This window comes from Cellulomonas sp. ACRRI (genome assembly GCF_022346185.1).
GTDB lineage: Bacteria > Actinomycetota > Actinomycetes > Actinomycetales > Cellulomonadaceae > Cellulomonas.
Map to the genome: position 1 here is coordinate 1 of NZ_JAKRMS010000040.1, position 16,082 is coordinate 16,082.

Consider the following 16,082-nt stretch of genomic DNA (forward strand, 5'->3'; position numbering starts at 1 on the left):
ACCCCCACCCGCTGGCGAGCGAGGATCAGTCAATTCGGCTGCTATGGGAACCGCCCGACGGGGTCGGACCGGCTCCCGTATCAACCAAGACCCACCGACACCGACCAGCCAACCCCGAACGAGGCGACCACCCGAGCCGATGAACCATCTTGGCATCAACTACTAGGCACACTGTTGAGTTCTCAAAGAACAGACGCGCATCCCCCGCCCACCCCGTCTCAGGGCGACCGGCCGGAGGCTCGGTTCCAATCTACCAGAGTTCCTGGCCCGCTTTCCGCGCCTTCCGGCGTTTCTTCGCGTTCCTGAACCCTACCAGAGCTTCTTTCCTGTCCGATCCGCCCTTCCGAGCGGCTCCGACGTTCCGAAACCCTACCAGATGTTCTGGCCGGCCGTTTTCGGTGAATCTCTTCACCGCTTTCGACCTGCAGAACACTACCAGGCTTTCCGGAGTGCTTTGTGCGTGATTCGCGCGACATTGCACCCGGCAGTTCCCGGTCCGGCACGACGAACCGGACGCCGCGAAGCGCCTGGGTGTCGTACCGGGGGTGGCCGCCTGCGGGACCGGCCTCCGGGTCGAGCCTCGAAGTCCGTGCCTCCCGTCCGGGCAGCTCGGAGAACATTACGCGTCGCACCGCTGCGGGTCAAACCCGAGCCGGGGTGCTCCCCGTCACGCCGGCTCCGCAGCCCTGTCCGCACGCCACGACGCCCCCGCCGGCCCGGTCCGGGGCCGACGGGGGCGTCGGTGAGCGCGGTGGTCAGGCCGCGACGAGCGACCGGAGCACGTACTGCAGGATGCCGCCGTTCCGGTAGTAGTCGGCCTCCCCGGGGGTGTCGATGCGGACCACCGCGTCGAACGCGACGACGGTGCCGTCACCCTTGGTGGCGGTCACGCGCACGGTCCGCGGCGTCGCCCCCTCGTTCAGCGCGGCGATGCCGGCGATGTCGAAGGTCTCCGTGCCGTCCAGGCCGAGCGAGTCGGCCGACTCCCCCGCCGGGAACTGCAGCGGCAGGACGCCCATGCCGATCAGGTTCGACCGGTGGATGCGCTCGAACGACTCGGTGATGACCGCCTTGACGCCGAGCAGCGCCGTACCCTTGGCCGCCCAGTCGCGGGAGGACCCGGAGCCGTACTCCTTGCCGCCGAGGATCACCAGCGGCACGCCCGCCTCGGCGTACGCCTGGGCGGCGTCGTAGATCGACGTCTGCTCCCCGGTCAGGTGGTTCACGGTGAAGCCGCCCTCGACGCCCGGCACGAGCTGGTTGCGCAGCCGGATGTTGGCGAAGGTGCCGCGGATCATCACCTCGTGGTTGCCACGGCGGGACCCGTAGGAGTTGAAGTCCCGGCGCTCCACGCCGTGCTCGGCCAGGTACCGGCCGGCGGGGCTGTCCGCCTTGATGGAGCCCGCGGGGCTGATGTGGTCGGTGGTGACCGAGTCGCCGAGCTTGGCGAGCACCCGCGCGCCCTGCACGTCGACCACGGGGGCCGGCTCGGCGGCCATGCCCTCGAAGTACGGCGGCTTGCGCACGTAGGTGGACTCGCCGTCCCAGGCGAACGTGTCGCCCTCCGGGGTGTCCAGCGCGCGCCAGCGCTCGTCGCCCGCGAACACGTCGGCGTAGTCGGCCTCGAACATCGAGCGGTCGATGCTCGCGTCGATGGTCGCCTGGACCTCCTCCGGGGTGGGCCAGATGTCCGCCAGGAACACCGGCTTCCCCTCGGGGTCGGTGCCGAGCGGCTGGTTGTCGAAGTCGAAGTCCATCGTCCCGGCGAGCGCGTACGCGATGACCAGCGGCGGGGACGCCAGGTAGTTCATCTTGACGTCGGGGTTGATGCGGCCCTCGAAGTTCCGGTTGCCGGAGAGCACCGAGACGACGGACAGGTCGTGCTCGTTGACGACCGCCGAGACCTCCTCGGGCAGCGGGCCCGAGTTGCCGATGCACGTGGCGCAGCCGTACCCGACCAGGTGGAAGCCGAGCTTCTCGAGGTAGGGCCAGAGGCCGGCCTTCTCGTAGTAGTTGGTGACGACCTGCGAGCCCGGCGCCATGGAGGTCTTGACCCACGGCTGCGAGGTGAGGCCGCGCTCGACGGCCTTCCGCGCGAGCAGCGCCGCGGCGAGCATGACCGACGGGTTCGACGTGTTGGTGCACGACGTGATCGAGGCGATCACGACCGCGCCGTGGTCGAGCTCGGTGGTGGTGCCGTCGGACATGGTCACGGGCACCCGCTTGTGCGGGCGGCGCGCGCTGTCGCCCCCGGCGACGTGGACGGGCGCGTCCGAGGAGTCGGCGTGCTCGCCGGCGGCGATCGGGTCGGAGGCCGGGAAGGTCTCGTCGACCGACTCGTCGAGGCCGGAGAACTCGCGGGCCGCGCCGGTGAACGGCGCCGCCTCGTCGGCGTCGACGTAGTCCAGGATCGACGTCGCGAACGACTCCTTCGCCTCGGACAGCTCGATGCGGTCCTGCGGGCGCTTCGGGCCGGCGATCGACGGGACCACGGTGCCGAGGTCGAGCTCGAGGTACTCGGAGTACGCCACCTCGCGCGACGGGTCGTGCCAGAGGCCCTGCTCCTTCGCGTACGACTCGACGAGCGCGAGCTGCCGCTCGGAACGCCCGGTCAGGCGCAGGTAGTCGAGCGTGACGTCGTCGATCGGGAAGATCGCGCAGGTCGAGCCGAACTCCGGCGACATGTTGCCGATCGTGGCGCGGTTCGCGAGCGGCACCTGGGCCACGCCCTCGCCGTAGAACTCGACGAACTTGCCGACCACGCCGTGCTGGCGCAGCTGCTGGGTGATGGTGAGCACGACGTCGGTCGCGGTGACGCCGGACGGGATGGAACCGGTGAGCTTGAAGCCGACCACGCGCGGGATGAGCATGGAGACGGGCTGGCCGAGCATGGCCGCCTCGGCCTCGATGCCGCCGACGCCCCAGCCGAGCACGCCCAGGCCGTTGACCATCGTGGTGTGCGAGTCGGTGCCGACGCAGGTGTCGGGGTACGCGCGCAGCGCGCCCTCCACCTCGCGGGTCATGATGCCGCGCGCCAGGTACTCGATGTTGACCTGGTGCACGATGCCGGTGCCCGGCGGGACGACCTTGAAGTCGTCGAAGGCCGTCTGGCCCCAGCGCAGGAACTGGTAGCGCTCGTGGTTGCGCTGGTACTCGATCTCGACGTTGCGGCGGAACGCGTCCTCGCGGCCGAACACGTCGATCTGCACGGAGTGGTCGATGACCAGCTCGGCGGGCGCGAGCGGGTTGATGCGGGTGGGGTCGCCGCCCAGGTCGACCATGGCCTCGCGCATCGTGGCGAGGTCCACGACGCAGGGCACGCCGGTGAAGTCCTGCATGATCACGCGGGCGGGCGTGAACTGGATCTCGGTGTCCGGCTCGGCGGTCGGGTCCCACGCGGCGAGCGCGCGCACGTGGTCGGCGGTGATGTTCGCGCCGTCCTCGGTCCGCAGCAGGTTCTCGGCGAGCACCTTGAGGCTGTACGGCAGCTTCGCCGTCCCGGGGACCGCGTCCAGCCGGAAGATCTCGTAGGTGTCGTCCCCGACCTGCAGCCGGGCCTTCGACCCGAAGCTGTCGACGCTGCTCACTTCTGGCTCCTTCGTTGGCGAGTCCGGCCGCTGGGGGACGGCCGCGGTGGCGGTCCGCGCCGGGACCGGTTGCCCGGGCCGCGTTCCGCCGAAGTATCTTGATGTCGAGATACATCCTACCCCGAGCCGGGCGCCGACGCCGAGCGCCCGCCCGGCCCGGCGCGCCGACCTCGCAGGTGGTCGCGCCGGGCCGCGCGGGCGCGGCGGGTCGGGCGCAGGGCCGGCGTCAGTCGCCGGCCGTGCCCTCGGCGGCCCGGCGCTCGCGCTCGACGGCCTTCTGGTGCTGGCGGGGGTCGTAGTCCGGGGTGCCCTGCTTGTGCAGCTCGGCGGTCGCGCGGCGGCTGGCCTCGGCCACCCGGCGCGTCGCCTCGGCGGCGGACTCGCGGGCGTCACCCTCGTGCGGAATCGTCATCGTCGGCTCCTTCCGGTGGGCGGGCGCCGCTGGGCCGCGGTGCCCGGTCCCCACGCTAGGCCGCCGGGCGCCGGCACGCGACCGGTTCGCCCGCCCGACCTGCGGCGATCCCGCGGCGAGACGGCAGCTCTCGGCTGCGGGCGAGGCGGCCTGCGTCAGCGCTCGAGCACCGCGACCGCCTCGACGTGGTGCGTCATCGGGAACAGGTCGTACCCGGTGACGTCCGCGAGGGCGTAGCCCTCCTCGGCCAGGTACGCCACGTCGCGCGCGAGCGCGGCCGGGTCGCAGGCGACGTACACGACGCGGCGCGGCGCCAGGCCGGCGACCGCCCGCACGACGTCGCGCCCGGCGCCCACGCGCGGCGGGTCGAGCACCACGGCGTCGACGGCCGGACCCGCGACGCCGGACGCGAGCACGTCGGCCACGTCGCCGCCGTGCAGCTCGACCTGCGGCCGGTCGTGCAGGTTCCGGCGCGCGTCCCGCACGGCGCGGGCGTCGCCCTCGACGGCCACCACGGACCCCGCGTCCCCGACCGCGTCGGCCAGGGGCAGCGTGAACAGGCCCGCGCCGGAGTAGAGGTCGAGCACGCGGGCGCCGCCGACGTCGCCGAGCGCGTCGAGCACGGCACCGGTCAGCGCGGCCGGCGCCTCGCGGTGCACCTGCCAGAAGCCGGCGGCGGCGACCCGGTACCCCCACTCGCGCTCCCCCACCCGCACCTGCTCGCGGACGGCGGACCGGGCGTTCGGCCGCGGGTCGACCCTGCCGCGGCGGAGGTCGAACGGCTGGTCGTCGACGAGCACGACCGGGGCGTCCCCGCCGGCGGGCGCGACCGCCTCGATCCGGGCGCCCGGGGACCAGCGCCGCCCGAGCAGGTCGAGCTCCGCCAGCGCGTCGCTCATGAGCGGCATGGTCGTCACCGGGACCACGTCGTGCGACCGGAACCGGCGCATGCCGGCGCGCCCCTCCCGGTCGGCGAGGAAGCCGACCCGGGTGCGCCAGCCGAGGCCGCCGCGCTCGTCGTCGCCGGGCAGCGCCCGCACGGGCACCTCCCGCTCGACGCGCGCGAGCCGCTGCAGCTGCTCCGCCAGCACGGCCGCCTTCCAGGCGCGCTGGGCGTCGGGCCGGACGTGCGCGAGCTCGCCGCCCCCGACGCCGCCGGGACCGGCCTCGGCCCACGCGGACTCGACGCGGTCGGGGGACGCCTCGAGCACCTCGACGGCGTCGGCCCGCCAGAACCTCGCCTTCGGCCCGGCGTCGGTCAGCCGCGCCACGACCCGCTCGCCGGGCAGGGCGTGCCGGACGAACACGACCCGCCCGGGGCCGTCCTCGCCGGGCGTCCGCAGCCGCGCGACGCAGTGCCCGCCGTGCGCGACCGGCCCGACCTCGAGCTCGACCAGGTCCCCCGGCGCCGCCCCGGCGCCGCGCGCCTCAGAGCCCACGGGAGATCGTCCTGCGCACGTGGTCCTCCATGCCGGTCTGCCCTTCGGTCGATGCGAGCTGCCACGGGACGGACGCCACCACGACGCCCGGCGTGAACAGCAGACGCCCCTTGAGCCGCAGGGCGCTCTGGTTGTGCAGCAGCTGCTCCCACCAGTGGCCCACGACGTACTCGGGGATGTAGACGACCACCAGGTCCCGCGGGCTCTCCCGCCGGATCGAGCGGACGTAGGTGATGACGGGCCGGGTGATCTCGCGGAACGGCGAGTCGAGGATGCGCAGCGGCACCGGCAGGTCCATCTGCTCCCACTGCGCGCGGAGCGCCGCGGCGTCCTCCGGGTCGACGCCGACGGTGACGGCCTCGATGGTCTGCGGCCGGGACGCGCGGGCGTAGGCCAGCGCGCGCATCGTCGGCCGGTGCAGGTGCGAGACGAGCACGAGCGCGTGCACCCGGCTGGGCAGGGCGCGCGCGGCGGCGGGGTCGGCGCCCAGCGCGAGCTCGGCCTTGACGGCGTCGTAGTGCCGGCGGATGCCCTGCATGCCGATGAACACGATGATCATCGCGAGGATCGCGATCCACGCGCCGTGCGTGAACTTGGTGATCAGCACGATGACCAGCACGGTCGCGGTCATGCCGAAGCCGATCGCGTTGATGACCCGGGACCGGAGCATCTGCCGGCGCCGCTCGGGGTCGGGCTGGGTGCGCAGCTCGCGGGTCCAGTGCTTGATCATGCCGAGCTGCGACAGCGTGAACGACACGAAGACGCCGACGATGTACAGCTGGATGAGCCGGGTGACCTGCGCGTCGAACGCCAGGATCAGCGCGATCGCGCCGGCGGCCAGGGCGATGATGCCGTTGGAGAACGCGAGCCGGTCGCCGCGGGTGTGGAGCTGGCGGGGCAGGTACCCGTCCTTCGCCAGGATCGAGCCGAGCACCGGGAAGCCGTTGAACGCGGTGTTCGCGGCGAGGATGAGGATGAGGCCGGTGACGACGGACACCAGGTAGAACGCCGGCGGGAACGAGTGGAAGATCGTCTGCGCGAGCTGCCCGATGACCGGGTCCTGCACGTAGTCGTCACCCACCGGGGCGCCGTTGTCGAGCAGCTGGGTCGACGGGTCCTCGACGTAGTGCACGCCGGTCAGCCGCGCGAGCGTGAGGATCGACATGATGAGGAACACCGACAGCCCGCCGAGCATCAGCAGGGTGGTCGCGGCGTTCTTCGACTTGGGCTTGCGGAACGACGGCACGCCGTTGCTGATCGCCTCGACGCCGGTGAGGGCGGCGGACCCGGACGCGAACGCGCGCAGCACGAGGAAGGCGCCGGCGGCGCCCATCAGGCCCTGGTCGAACCCGTCGGCCGGGACGATGGTGAGGCCGGCGCTCTCGGCGGGCTGCAGGTTCCCCGTCAGGTACTGCACGAACCCCACGACCGCCGTGCTCCCGACGGCGATCATGAACAGGTACACCGGGATCGCGAACGCGCTGCCCGACTCCCGCACGCCGCGCAGGTTCGCGAGGGTGAGCAGCACGACGATCACCACGGCGAACAGCGCCTCGTGCCCGCGCAGCGCCGGGATCGCCGACGCCGCGTACTGCGCGCCCGAGGACACGGACACCGCGACGGTGAGCACGTAGTCGACGAGCAGCGCGCTCGCCACGGTGACCCCGGCCTTGGGGCCGAGGTTCACGGTGGCGACCTCGTAGTCCCCACCGCCCGAGGGGTACGCGTGCACGTTCTGCCGGTACGACGCGATGACGGTGACCATCACGACGACGACGGCGAGGCCGACCCACGGGGAGATGACGGTGGCGCTCACCCCGGCGAGGGCGAGCGTCAGCAGCACCTCGTCCGGGGCGTAGGCGACGGACGACAGGGCGTCCGACGCGAAGATCGGCAGGGCGATCCGCTTGGGGAGGAGGGTGTGCCCCAGGTTCTCGCTGCGGACCGGTCGGCCCAGCAGCAAGCGTTTGGCGGCATCCGCGAGGTCCGGCACGAGGGACCATGCTAGGCGCACCGCGGGCGATCCGGCACCGGACCCCACCCGGGACCACCGGCGTGCCCCCGGGTCCGCGCGGGGTATACCGTTCCGCGTTGTGCACTTCGTCATCATGGGCTGCGGCCGCGCCGGCGCCACGCTCGCGCAGTCGCTGGAGGCCCACGGGCACTCCGTCGCGGTGATCGACCAGAACCCGGACTCGTTCCGGCGGCTCGACGCCGAGTTCGCGGGCAGCAAGGTCACGGGCCTCGGCTTCGACCGGGACACGCTGCGCCAGGCGGGCATCGACGACGCCTTCGGCTTCGCCGCGGTGTCGGACGGCGACAACTCGAACATCCTCGCCGCGCGCGTGGTGCGGGAGACGTTCGGCGTCGAGAACGTGGTCGCGCGGATCTACGACCCCCACCGCGCGGAGATCTACCAGCGCCTGGGCATCCCCACGGTCGCGACGGTGCGCTGGACCGCCGACCAGGTGCTGCGCCGCCTGCTCCCGATGGGCGCGACGAGCGAGTTCACCGACGCGTCGGGTCGGATCAGCCTCTCCGAGGTCGACGTGCACGCCGGGTGGGTCGGCAAGCCGCTGCGCCTGCTCGAGGAGGCCACCGGGGCCCGCGTCGCGTACCTCACCCGCTACGGCGACGGGCTGCTGCCCGACGCGAACACCGTCCTCCAGGAGAGCGACATCGTGCACCTGCTGCTCCGGACCGAGGAGTCCGCCGCCGTCGAGCGCATCCTCACGGTCGCGCCGGAGGTGCAGGCGTGAGGGTCGTCATCGCGGGCGCCGGCTCCGTCGGCCGCTCCATCGCGCGCGAGCTGCTGGCCAACGGGCACGAGGTCACGCTGATCGACCGCCAGCCCTCCGCCATGCGCGTCGCGCAGGTCGCCGACGCGGACTGGCTGCTGGCCGACGCGTGCGAGCTGCCCACGCTGACCCAGGCGCGGACGGACGAGTGCGACGTGGTCGTGGCGGCGACCGGCGACGACAAGGCGAACCTGGTCATCTCCCTGCTCGCCAAGACCGAGTACGGCGTGCCGCGCACGGTCGCCCGGGTGAACAACCCGAAGAACGAGTGGATGTTCGACGAGGCGTGGGGCGTGGACGTGGCCGTCTCCACCCCGCGGATCATGACCGCGATGATCGAGGAGGCCGTCTCCGTCGGCGACCTGGTGCGGATCTTCACGTTCCACCAGTCCGGCGCGGACATCCTCGAGCTGACGCTGCCGGACGACTCGCCGCTGGCCGGCTCGCTGGTCGGTCAGATCGACTGGCCGGCCGACACCGTGCTCGCGGCGGTCGTGCGCGACGACCGGCCGTTCCAGCCGTCCGGGGACGACACCCTCGAGGGCGGCGACGAGCTGCTGTTCGTCACGGGGCGGGACGCGTCGGAGGCGGACCTGGCGGCGCTGCTGTCGAGCCGCGTACCAGGATCCAGCTCGCCCACAGCACCAGCGCCGTGAGCGGGACGCCCATGACGAGCTTCGCGGTGCCGAGCCAGGCGACCTCGTCGGCGTAGTAGAGCGGCACCTGCACCACGAGCCGGGCGGCGAACATGCCGGCCCACAGCCAGGTGACCAGGGAGTACCGGCGCAGCAGCGCCGGCTCCTTGCGCCAGGCGACCGCCCCGCCCCACGAGCCCTGCTCGGACATCGGGCCGTCGCCGCGGAACAGGCCGAGCACCACGCCGACCAGCGGCCAGCGGACGAGGACCGACACGACGAACGCGAGCAGGTAGGCGACGTTGGTCAGCAGGCCCCACGCGAAGTAGTCGGTCGCGTCGCCGGTGCGCCAGGCCCAGACGACGCCGATGCCGACGCCGAGCACGCCGGACAGCGCCTGGGTCAGCGGGCTGCGCTGGACGAGCCGGGCGACGACGGCGAGCACGGCCGCGGCGACCGACGCGATCAGCGCGGGCCGCAGCTCCTGGCCGGACGCCACGAAGACCACCACGAACAGCAGGCCGGGCAGCACCGACTCGACGGCGCCGCGGACGCCGCCGACGGACTCGGCGAGGGAGAAGCTGTCCGCCTCGATCGCGCGCATGCCGCGCGCGGGCACGGCGTCCTCCGGCGCGGCGGCCGGCGTCACGGCGGGGTCCGGCGTCACCGGCGGCTCCTGGCCGCCGGCCGGCGTCGGCTCACTCACCCGGACGGGGCCGCAGCTCGTAGCGGGGGTTGAACATGGAGCGTCGGCCCTCGCGGGTGCACACCAGGCCCTCGACCTTGAGGCGGCGCCCGGGCTCGATGCCGGCGATCTCGCGGCGGCCGAGCCAGACCAGCACCAGGTTGCCGCTGCCGTCGTACAGGTCGGCCTCCAGCGCCGGCACGCCCTGGCGCGGCCGCAGCACGACGGAGCGGATCACGCCGGACACCTTGGCGCGGTGCCGGTCCGGGGTCTGGTCGACGGGGGTGCAGCCCGTCGCGCGGACGGCGTCCTCCCGCTCCTCCGAGGCCTCGATCTCCTCCTGCGAGGCGACGGCCCGGCGCAGGCCCTCCCGCAGCGACAGCGGCGACATGTCAGCGGATCTCCGTGATCTCCGGCCCGCGCTTCAGCGGGTCGAACGTGGGGGCGGCCGGGGTGGCGGCCGGCTGGACCGGCGTGCCGTCGGCCTGGTGGGGCAGCGTGAGCGCGAGGAGGTCGCGCGGGGCGCGCGCCTCGGTGCCGCGCACCACGACGGTCCGGCGGAACAGGTCCTCCAGGGTGCCCGCGGCGTCCTCGTCCACCGCGGCGCGGCCGGTGATGACGCCGCGCAGGAACCAGCGGGGGCCGTCGACGCCGACGAACCGCGCGGGCCGGTGGCCGGTGCGGCCCTCGGGCGTCCGGACGGGCAGGCGGGCGAGCAGCTCGCGGCCGAACGGGCCGGGCACGTCGTCGACGGCGCCGCCCTGCTTGCGCACGGACTCGCCGATCTCCTCGCGGATCTCGTCCCAGATGCCCTCGGTGCGCGGGGCCGCGAACGCCTGCATCTGCAGGGTCGAGCCGTCGATCGTCACGCCGACCGCGGTCACGGTGCCGGACTTCTTGTCGATCTCCATGCGCAGCTCCATGCCGTGCACGCCGGGCAGCCGCAGGGCGCCCAGGTCGACGCGCGGCCCGGGCGGGATCTCCTCGCCCGAGTCCCAGGGGCCGGCGGACCGGTCGACGGCGGCCGGGGCCGGGCCCGCCGGGGTCGCGTCCTGCACCGCGGGGACGTCGTCCGCGGCGGCCGCGGGGCCTGCCTGCTCGGCGGCCCCCTCGGCTGCGTCGACGCCGGCCGCGGTCTCGTCCTGGGCGGTGCGGTCCTTCGCACCGCGCCGGAATAGCGCCACCCTCAGTCCCTTCCCCGGGTCGCCCGCGTCGCGGGCGCGTTCGTCTCCACGATAGTCCGCGCGGGACGGACCACCTAGCGGGCCGCCTGCGTGTCCGCCGCAGGCGCAGCGGTGCGTGCGGCGCCGGCCTCGGTGGCCGCGCCGCCGGCCTCGGTGGGTGCGCCGGACGCGGCCGCGGGACCGCCCGCCGCGCGCCAGCCGCCGCTGGAGCCGAACCCGCCCGTCCCCCGGACCGAGTCCGGCAGCTCGGCCACCTCGACGAACCGCGCGCGCTCGACGCGCTGGATGACCAGCTGGGCCACCCGGTCGCCGCGGTGCAGCACGACGGGCTCGCGCGGGTCGGTGTTGAGCAGGGTGACGGCGATCTCGCCGCGGTAGCCCGCGTCGACGGTGCCGGGGGCGTTGACGATCGTCAGACCGTGCCGCGCGGCGAGGCCGGAGCGCGGGTGCACGAAGGCGGCGTAGCCCTCGGGCAGCGCGATCGCGACGCCGGTCGGCACGGTGATCCGCTCGCCGGGCTCGATCGTCGCGTCCACCCGGGTCACCAGGTCCGCGCCGGCGTCGCCGGGGTGCGCGTACGCCGGGAGCGGGACGCCGTCGTCGAGGCGGCGCAGGCCGATGGTCAGGGTCTCGTGGGCCGCGGGGGCGGTCGCGTCGTCCGTCACGGGCCCCGACCCTACCCGCCGCAGGTGGGATGCTGGGGCCGTGCAGACGACGACCGCCCCCGCCTTCGCCGAGCGCCTCTGGCCCTCCCCCGCCGGCTGGGTCGCCGTGCCCGCCCTGGCCGCGATGGTCGGCATCGTGCTGCTGCCGCTCTCGCCGGTGGCGGCCGCGGTCGGCACGGTCCTCGGCCTGGTGGCGGCCGGGCTGGCCGCGGCGCGGCTCGCCACCCGCGTGCGGGTGGCCGACGGCGAGCTGCACGCGGGGGACGCGCACGTCCCGGTGGCGCTGCTGCGCGCGCCGCGCGCGCTGGACGCCGACGCGACCCGGCACGAGCTCGGCCCGGGCCTGGACGCCCGCGCGCACGTGTGCCTGCGCGGCTGGGTGCGGACCGCCGTCCGGGTCGAGCTGGCCGACCCGGCGGACCCGACGCCGTACTGGGTGGTGTCGACCCGGCGCCCCGCGGCGCTGGTGGCCGCGCTCGGCGGCGGGGACGACCGCGGCGCCGGGGCCGCGCCGGCGGCCTGAGCGGGCCCGGGCACGACGACGCCGGCCGGACCACGGGGGTCCGGCCGGCGTCGCGACGGCTGGGTGGGGCGCGCCGCGCCCGTCACGCGGACGGCGCGCCCAGACGGCAGCTCAGGCCGCGCACTCCGAGCAGACGGGCATGCCGTCCTTCTCGTAGGCGAGCTGGCTGCGGTGGTGGACCAGGAAGCACTTCGAGCAGGTGAACTCGTCGGCCTGTCGCGGCAGCACCCGGACCGAGAGCTCCTCGCCCGACAGGTCCGCGCCCGGGAGCTCGAACCCCTCGGCCGCTTCGGTCTCGTCCTCGTCCACCACGCCCGAGTTCTTGTCGGAGCGCCGGGCCTGGAGCTCCTGCAGCGAGTCCTCGCTGAGGTCCTCCTCGGTCTTGCGCGGGGCGTCGTAGTCGGTTGCCATGTGGTGTGGTCACGCTCCGTGTGGTGGTCGGGATCGGCGTACGCGGGATCAAGCGAACGGGGGTCGCTGTTTGTTCCCGGTCGGGCGCCCCGGATTGTGCCTCATTTCGGGGCGCCGTGCACACCGGGCTCAGTCGTCCGCGTCGGCACCCAGCCCGGCGAGCAGCCCGGCCAGCTCGTGCACCGTCGCGGCGGGCCCGACGACGGACATCTCGACCCCGGCCGGCCGACCGCGCAGGCCGCTGACCTGCGCGCCCGCCTCGATCGCGATGATCTGGCCGGCCGCGAGGTCCCAGGGGTTGAGGCCGCGCTCGTAGTGCGCGTCGAGCGAGCCCTCCGCCACCCGGCACAGGTCCAGGGCGGCCGAGCCGATGCGCCGGATGTCCCGCACCTGCGGCAGCAGCGCGGCGAGCACCCGGCCCTGCGCCCGGCGGCGCTCCGCGCGGTAGCCGAAGCCGGTGCCGACCAGCGACGTGGCGAGCGGACGGGCCGGGTTGACCTCGATGCGGCGGCCGTCGCGGAACGCGCCCTGCCCGCGTCCGGCGGTGTAGGTCCGGCCGTCGGCGACCGCGTGCACGCAGCCGGCGACCGGCGTCCACCGCTCCGGGTCGGGGTCGCCGGCGACGACGCCCACGGACACCGCGAACGCGGGCACGCCGTACAGGTAGTTCACGGTGCCGTCGATCGGGTCCAGCACCCAGGTGAGGCCGCTGGTGCCCGGCTCGAGGCCGTGCTCCTCCCCCAGGACGCCGTCGTGCGGCCGGTGCTCCGCGAGCAGCGCGCGCAGGTGCGTCTCGGAGGCGAGGTCCATGGCGGTGACCGGGTCGACCTCGCTGGACTTGGTGGCGGCCACCTGGACCCGCTCGGGGCTCGTGGTGCGGATCAGGTCGCCCGCGGAGCGCGCGAGGCGCTCGGCGAGCTCGGTGAGGGCGCGGACCTCGGCGGGGTCCGGCAGGGCGGCGGGAGACTCGGGAGCGCTCGTCACGCCGCCCATCCTGCCCGAGCGGCGGCGGGCGCGGGGGTTCAGCTCCCGCCCGGTCGCCCGGCCCCGCCGTCCTCCCGGCCCGCGGCCCGCGACCGGCGCAGCCGGGCGACCCAGCGCAGCAGCGGCGCCGGCTGCTCGCGGGGTGCCCGCCCGGCGCGGCCCACCCCGCCGACCCGGCCGAGCCGGGCCCGGGCGGCCTCGCGGTCCCACGGCCCCGGCGCCCGCCAGCCGAACCGCAGGGCGATCAGCCGCACGCCGAGCACCCCCACGACCACGGCGACGACCGTGCCCTCGGACAGCGCGTCCTCGCGCCACAGCACGGCGAGCACGAGCGCGCCGAGCAGCGACGGGATCGCGTAGAGCTGCCGCTGGTGCAGCACGGCGGGCAGCTCCCCGGTGAGGAGGTCCCGCAGCACGCCCCCGCCGACGCCGGTGACGATCCCGGCGAACACCGCCGCGGTGGCCCCGACGCCGTACTCCAGCGCCTTGACGGTCCCGACGACCGTGAACAGCGCCAGCGCCCCGGCGTCGAGGACCAGCACGAGGCGGCGCAGCCGGTGCAGCGCCGGGTGCGCGGCCCAGGTGAGCAGCCCCGCGGCGCAGGCCGTCGCGACGAACTGCCACCGCGCGATGCCGACCGGCGGGATCGCGCCGATCAGGACGTCGCGCAGGATGCCGCCGCCGAGACCCGCCACCCAGGCCAGGACGACGATGCCGAAGATGTCGAAGCCCTTGCGCACGGCGGCGAGCCCGCCGGACAGCGCACCGACGAACACGCCGAGCAGCTCGAGCACGGGTTGCAGCGGGAGGTCGACGTGCACAGGGGAGATCATGGCAGCCGGGAGTTCGCGACGGCGCACCGCCGAGCCTCCCCGGGATCGGGCCCCGGCGATGGCAGGCTCGTCCGCGGAACGATGGGAGAGGTGTGATGGCCGAGCTGGAGCTGATCGGGCTGCACGAGGACGGGGAGCACCTGGTCCTCGCCGCGGCCGACGGGCAGCGCTACCGCCTGCGCATCGACGAGCCGCTGCGTGCCGCGGTGCGCCGCGACCGCCCGCAGCTGGAGCAGATCCGCGCCGAGCAGTCGGGCGTGCCGAGCCCGCGGGAGATCCAGGCGCGCGTGCGCGCCGGGCAGTCCGCGGAGCAGATCGCCGAGGAGTCGGGGCTGGCCGTCGAGCACGTGCGGCGCTTCGAGGGCCCGGTGCTCGCCGAGCGCGAGTTCGTGGCGGAGCAGGCGCGCGCGACCCGGGTGGGCCGCGACGTCGGCGCCCCGGTCCTGGGCGAGCTGGTGGTCGACCGCCTGGCGGCGCGCGGCGTCGACACGGCGGCCGTGACCTGGGACGCCTACCGCGAGCCCGGCGGCGGCTGGGTGGTGGTGGCGCGGTTCCCCGTGGAGGACGACGCCCGCGAGGCGCGCTGGTCCTACGACGCGCAGGCGCGCGCGGTGCACGCGGAGGAGGACGAGGCGCGCTGGCTCTCGGAGACGGAGATCGCCGACGGCCCGGTCCCCCGCCGGCACCTGTCCGCGGTGCGCGACCTGGTGTACGACGTGGACGCCGACGTGCGCCCGGTGCTCGCGGCCGTCGACGGCCCCGGGCGCGCCCAGCACCGCGAGGAGGAGGACCCGGCGGACGACCTGCGCGCGACGCACGAGCTGCTGGACGACCTGCGGTCCCGGCGCGGCGTGCGGCAGACGCTCGACCTGGAGGACGACGAGGACGGCGAGGGGTTCGGGGGCTTCGGTCCCCAGCACGCGTTCGACTTCGGCCAGCTCGACGAGCCGACGGCCCCCGGCGCGCACCCGGTCGACGCCGAGCCGGCCGCCGAGGCCCGCATCTACCCGGCCCCGGCCAGGACGCTGCCGAGCGAGCCCGAGACGCCCGTCGCCCTCGAGCCCGGCGAGCCGGACCCGGTCGGGACGGGTCCGGACGAGGACACCACCCCGGCGCGGCCCGAGGACCAGCCCAAGCCGCGGTCCGCCGGCCGCCGCGGCCGGCCGAAGGTGCCGAGCTGGGACGAGATCGTGTTCGGCGCGAAGCCGGAGTGACGCGCGGGGGCGGCGACGCCCCCGCGGCTCAGTCCCCGGCGAGCAGCCCGAGGGTCTGCGGCGACAGCGTCGCCGCGCCGGAGGTGCGCGCCGTCATCCGCAGCCGGTGGTGCTTGCGGCACAGCACCTCGTAGCCCACGGCGTCGTCCTCCGCGGGCACCGCCACGTCCCCGACCACGACCTGCGCGCCCTCGACCACCATGGCCCCGTGCTCGGTGCGCGCGTTGTGCGTGGCGCGCGCGCCGCACCAGCACAGCGCCTGGACCTGCAGCGTCTCCACCCGGTCGGCGAGCTCGAGCAGCCGCGCGGAGCCCGCGAACAGCCGGGTCCGGAAGTCGGTGGTGATCCCGAAGGCGAACACGTCGACGTCCAGGTCGTCGACGACCCGGCCGAGCTGCTCGACCTGCTCGGCGCTGTAGAACTGCGCCTCGTCGCAGATGAGGAAGTCGACCCGCGCGCCGCGGCTGCGCCGCTGGACGACCTCGTCCCAGAAGTCGGTGCCCGGGCTGACCTCGTGCGCCGGGACCGACAGGCCCAGGCGCGAGGACAGCACGTGCTCCCCCGCGCGGTCGTTCTGCGTGAACAGCACCCCGCCCCGGCCGCGGGCCGCGTGGTTGTGGTGCATCTGCAGCGCCAGGGTGGACTTGCCGCAGTCCATGGTGCCGCAGAAGAAGACCAGCTCGGCCACGTGCTCCTCGTTCCTCGTCGTGCT

The 16,082-nt window shown here is 74.8% G+C and carries 15 protein-coding genes and 1 pseudogene; 4 read left to right on the top strand and 12 right to left on the bottom strand.

The genetic code is table 11. The annotated features are described in order from the left end of the window. Positions 1–755 precede the first annotated feature (755 nt). The 4 genes from MHY85_RS09480 to MHY85_RS09495 all read right to left on the bottom strand — a co-directional run bounded on the left by MHY85_RS09480 (position 756) and on the right by MHY85_RS09495 (position 7,431). Positions 756–3,587, bottom strand: a complete 2,832-nt coding sequence (locus MHY85_RS09480) for an aconitate hydratase (protein WP_239195813.1) — start codon at positions 3,585–3,587, stop codon at positions 756–758. A 226-nt stretch (positions 3,588–3,813) separates the two neighbouring features. Further along, the gene (locus tag MHY85_RS09485) at positions 3,814–3,999 is read right to left on the bottom strand and encodes a translation initiation factor 2 (protein WP_239195814.1); all 186 of its coding nucleotides are present in this window, start codon (positions 3,997–3,999) and stop codon (positions 3,814–3,816) included. A gap of 155 nt (positions 4,000–4,154) precedes the next feature. After that, positions 4,155–5,438: a class I SAM-dependent RNA methyltransferase gene (locus tag MHY85_RS09490; RefSeq protein WP_239195815.1), complete on the bottom strand. Its 1,284-nt coding sequence runs from the start codon at positions 5,436–5,438 to the stop codon at positions 4,155–4,157. After that, the gene (locus MHY85_RS09495; protein ID WP_239195816.1) at positions 5,428–7,431 is read right to left on the bottom strand and encodes an APC family permease; all 2,004 of its coding nucleotides are present in this window, start codon (positions 7,429–7,431) and stop codon (positions 5,428–5,430) included. The genes MHY85_RS09490 and MHY85_RS09495 overlap by 11 nt, the downstream gene beginning before the upstream one ends. A gap of 115 nt (positions 7,432–7,546) precedes the next feature. Here MHY85_RS09495 and MHY85_RS09500 point away from each other — a divergent pair, with 115 nt between their 5' ends. Beyond that, a complete protein-coding gene (locus tag MHY85_RS09500) occupies positions 7,547–8,197 on the top strand; it encodes a TrkA family potassium uptake protein (RefSeq protein ID WP_239195839.1) in 651 nt (216 codons plus the stop codon). Then, positions 8,194–8,892, top strand: a complete 699-nt coding sequence (locus MHY85_RS09505) for a TrkA family potassium uptake protein (RefSeq protein WP_239195818.1) — start codon at positions 8,194–8,196, stop codon at positions 8,890–8,892. The genes MHY85_RS09500 and MHY85_RS09505 overlap by 4 nt, the downstream gene beginning before the upstream one ends. Here MHY85_RS09505 and MHY85_RS09510 read toward each other — a convergent pair. The 4 genes and pseudogenes from MHY85_RS09510 to dut form a co-directional block, all read right to left on the bottom strand. Then, positions 8,801–9,538: a DUF3159 domain-containing protein gene (locus MHY85_RS09510; RefSeq protein ID WP_239195820.1), complete on the bottom strand. Its 738-nt coding sequence runs from the start codon at positions 9,536–9,538 to the stop codon at positions 8,801–8,803. The two genes, MHY85_RS09505 and MHY85_RS09510, sit on opposite strands and share 92 nt — an antisense overlap. A 31-nt stretch (positions 9,539–9,569) precedes the next feature. Continuing rightward, positions 9,570–9,938 (bottom strand): OB-fold nucleic acid binding domain-containing protein, encoded by a 369-nt coding sequence (locus MHY85_RS09515; protein WP_154730065.1) that lies wholly within the window; start codon positions 9,936–9,938, stop codon positions 9,570–9,572. Between the two features lie 10 nt (positions 9,939–9,948). Next, positions 9,949–10,740 carry a DUF3710 domain-containing protein gene (locus tag MHY85_RS09520; RefSeq protein ID WP_239195822.1) on the bottom strand — a complete coding sequence of 264 codons (792 nt, stop codon included), beginning with the start codon at positions 10,738–10,740 and terminating at the stop codon, positions 9,949–9,951. A 185-nt stretch (positions 10,741–10,925) separates the two neighbouring features. Then, positions 10,926–11,366: pseudogene (gene dut, locus MHY85_RS09525) on the bottom strand (dUTP diphosphatase); the annotation flags it as partial. 79 nt (positions 11,367–11,445) lie between these two features. Between dut and MHY85_RS09530 the strand changes: the two are divergent. Beyond that, a complete protein-coding gene (locus MHY85_RS09530) occupies positions 11,446–11,928 on the top strand; it encodes a DUF3093 domain-containing protein (RefSeq protein ID WP_239195824.1) in 483 nt (160 codons plus the stop codon). Between the two features lie 111 nt (positions 11,929–12,039). On the opposite strand, the gene MHY85_RS09535 is transcribed toward MHY85_RS09530, so the two are convergent. The 3 genes from MHY85_RS09535 to MHY85_RS09545 form a co-directional block, all read right to left on the bottom strand. Continuing rightward, positions 12,040–12,339, bottom strand: a complete 300-nt coding sequence (locus MHY85_RS09535) for a DUF4193 domain-containing protein (protein ID WP_146835284.1) — start codon at positions 12,337–12,339, stop codon at positions 12,040–12,042. Positions 12,340–12,468: 129 nt separating this feature from the next. Beyond that, positions 12,469–13,323, bottom strand: a complete 855-nt coding sequence (locus tag MHY85_RS09540; RefSeq protein ID WP_239195825.1) for an inositol monophosphatase family protein — start codon at positions 13,321–13,323, stop codon at positions 12,469–12,471. 38 nt (positions 13,324–13,361) lie between these two features. Then, complete coding sequence (locus MHY85_RS09545; protein WP_239195826.1) at positions 13,362–14,144, bottom strand: trimeric intracellular cation channel family protein; 783 nt, start codon at positions 14,142–14,144, stop codon at positions 13,362–13,364. Positions 14,145–14,251: 107 nt separating this feature from the next. On the opposite strand from MHY85_RS09545, the gene sepH reads away from it, so the two are divergent. Then, positions 14,252–15,370: a septation protein SepH gene (gene sepH / locus MHY85_RS09550; RefSeq protein WP_239195827.1), complete on the top strand. Its 1,119-nt coding sequence runs from the start codon at positions 14,252–14,254 to the stop codon at positions 15,368–15,370. Positions 15,371–15,398: 28 nt separating this feature from the next. On the opposite strand, the gene MHY85_RS09555 is transcribed toward sepH, so the two are convergent. Further along, a complete protein-coding gene (locus MHY85_RS09555; protein ID WP_239195828.1) occupies positions 15,399–16,058 on the bottom strand; it encodes a thymidine kinase in 660 nt (219 codons plus the stop codon). Between the last annotated feature and the right edge of the window lie 24 nt (positions 16,059–16,082).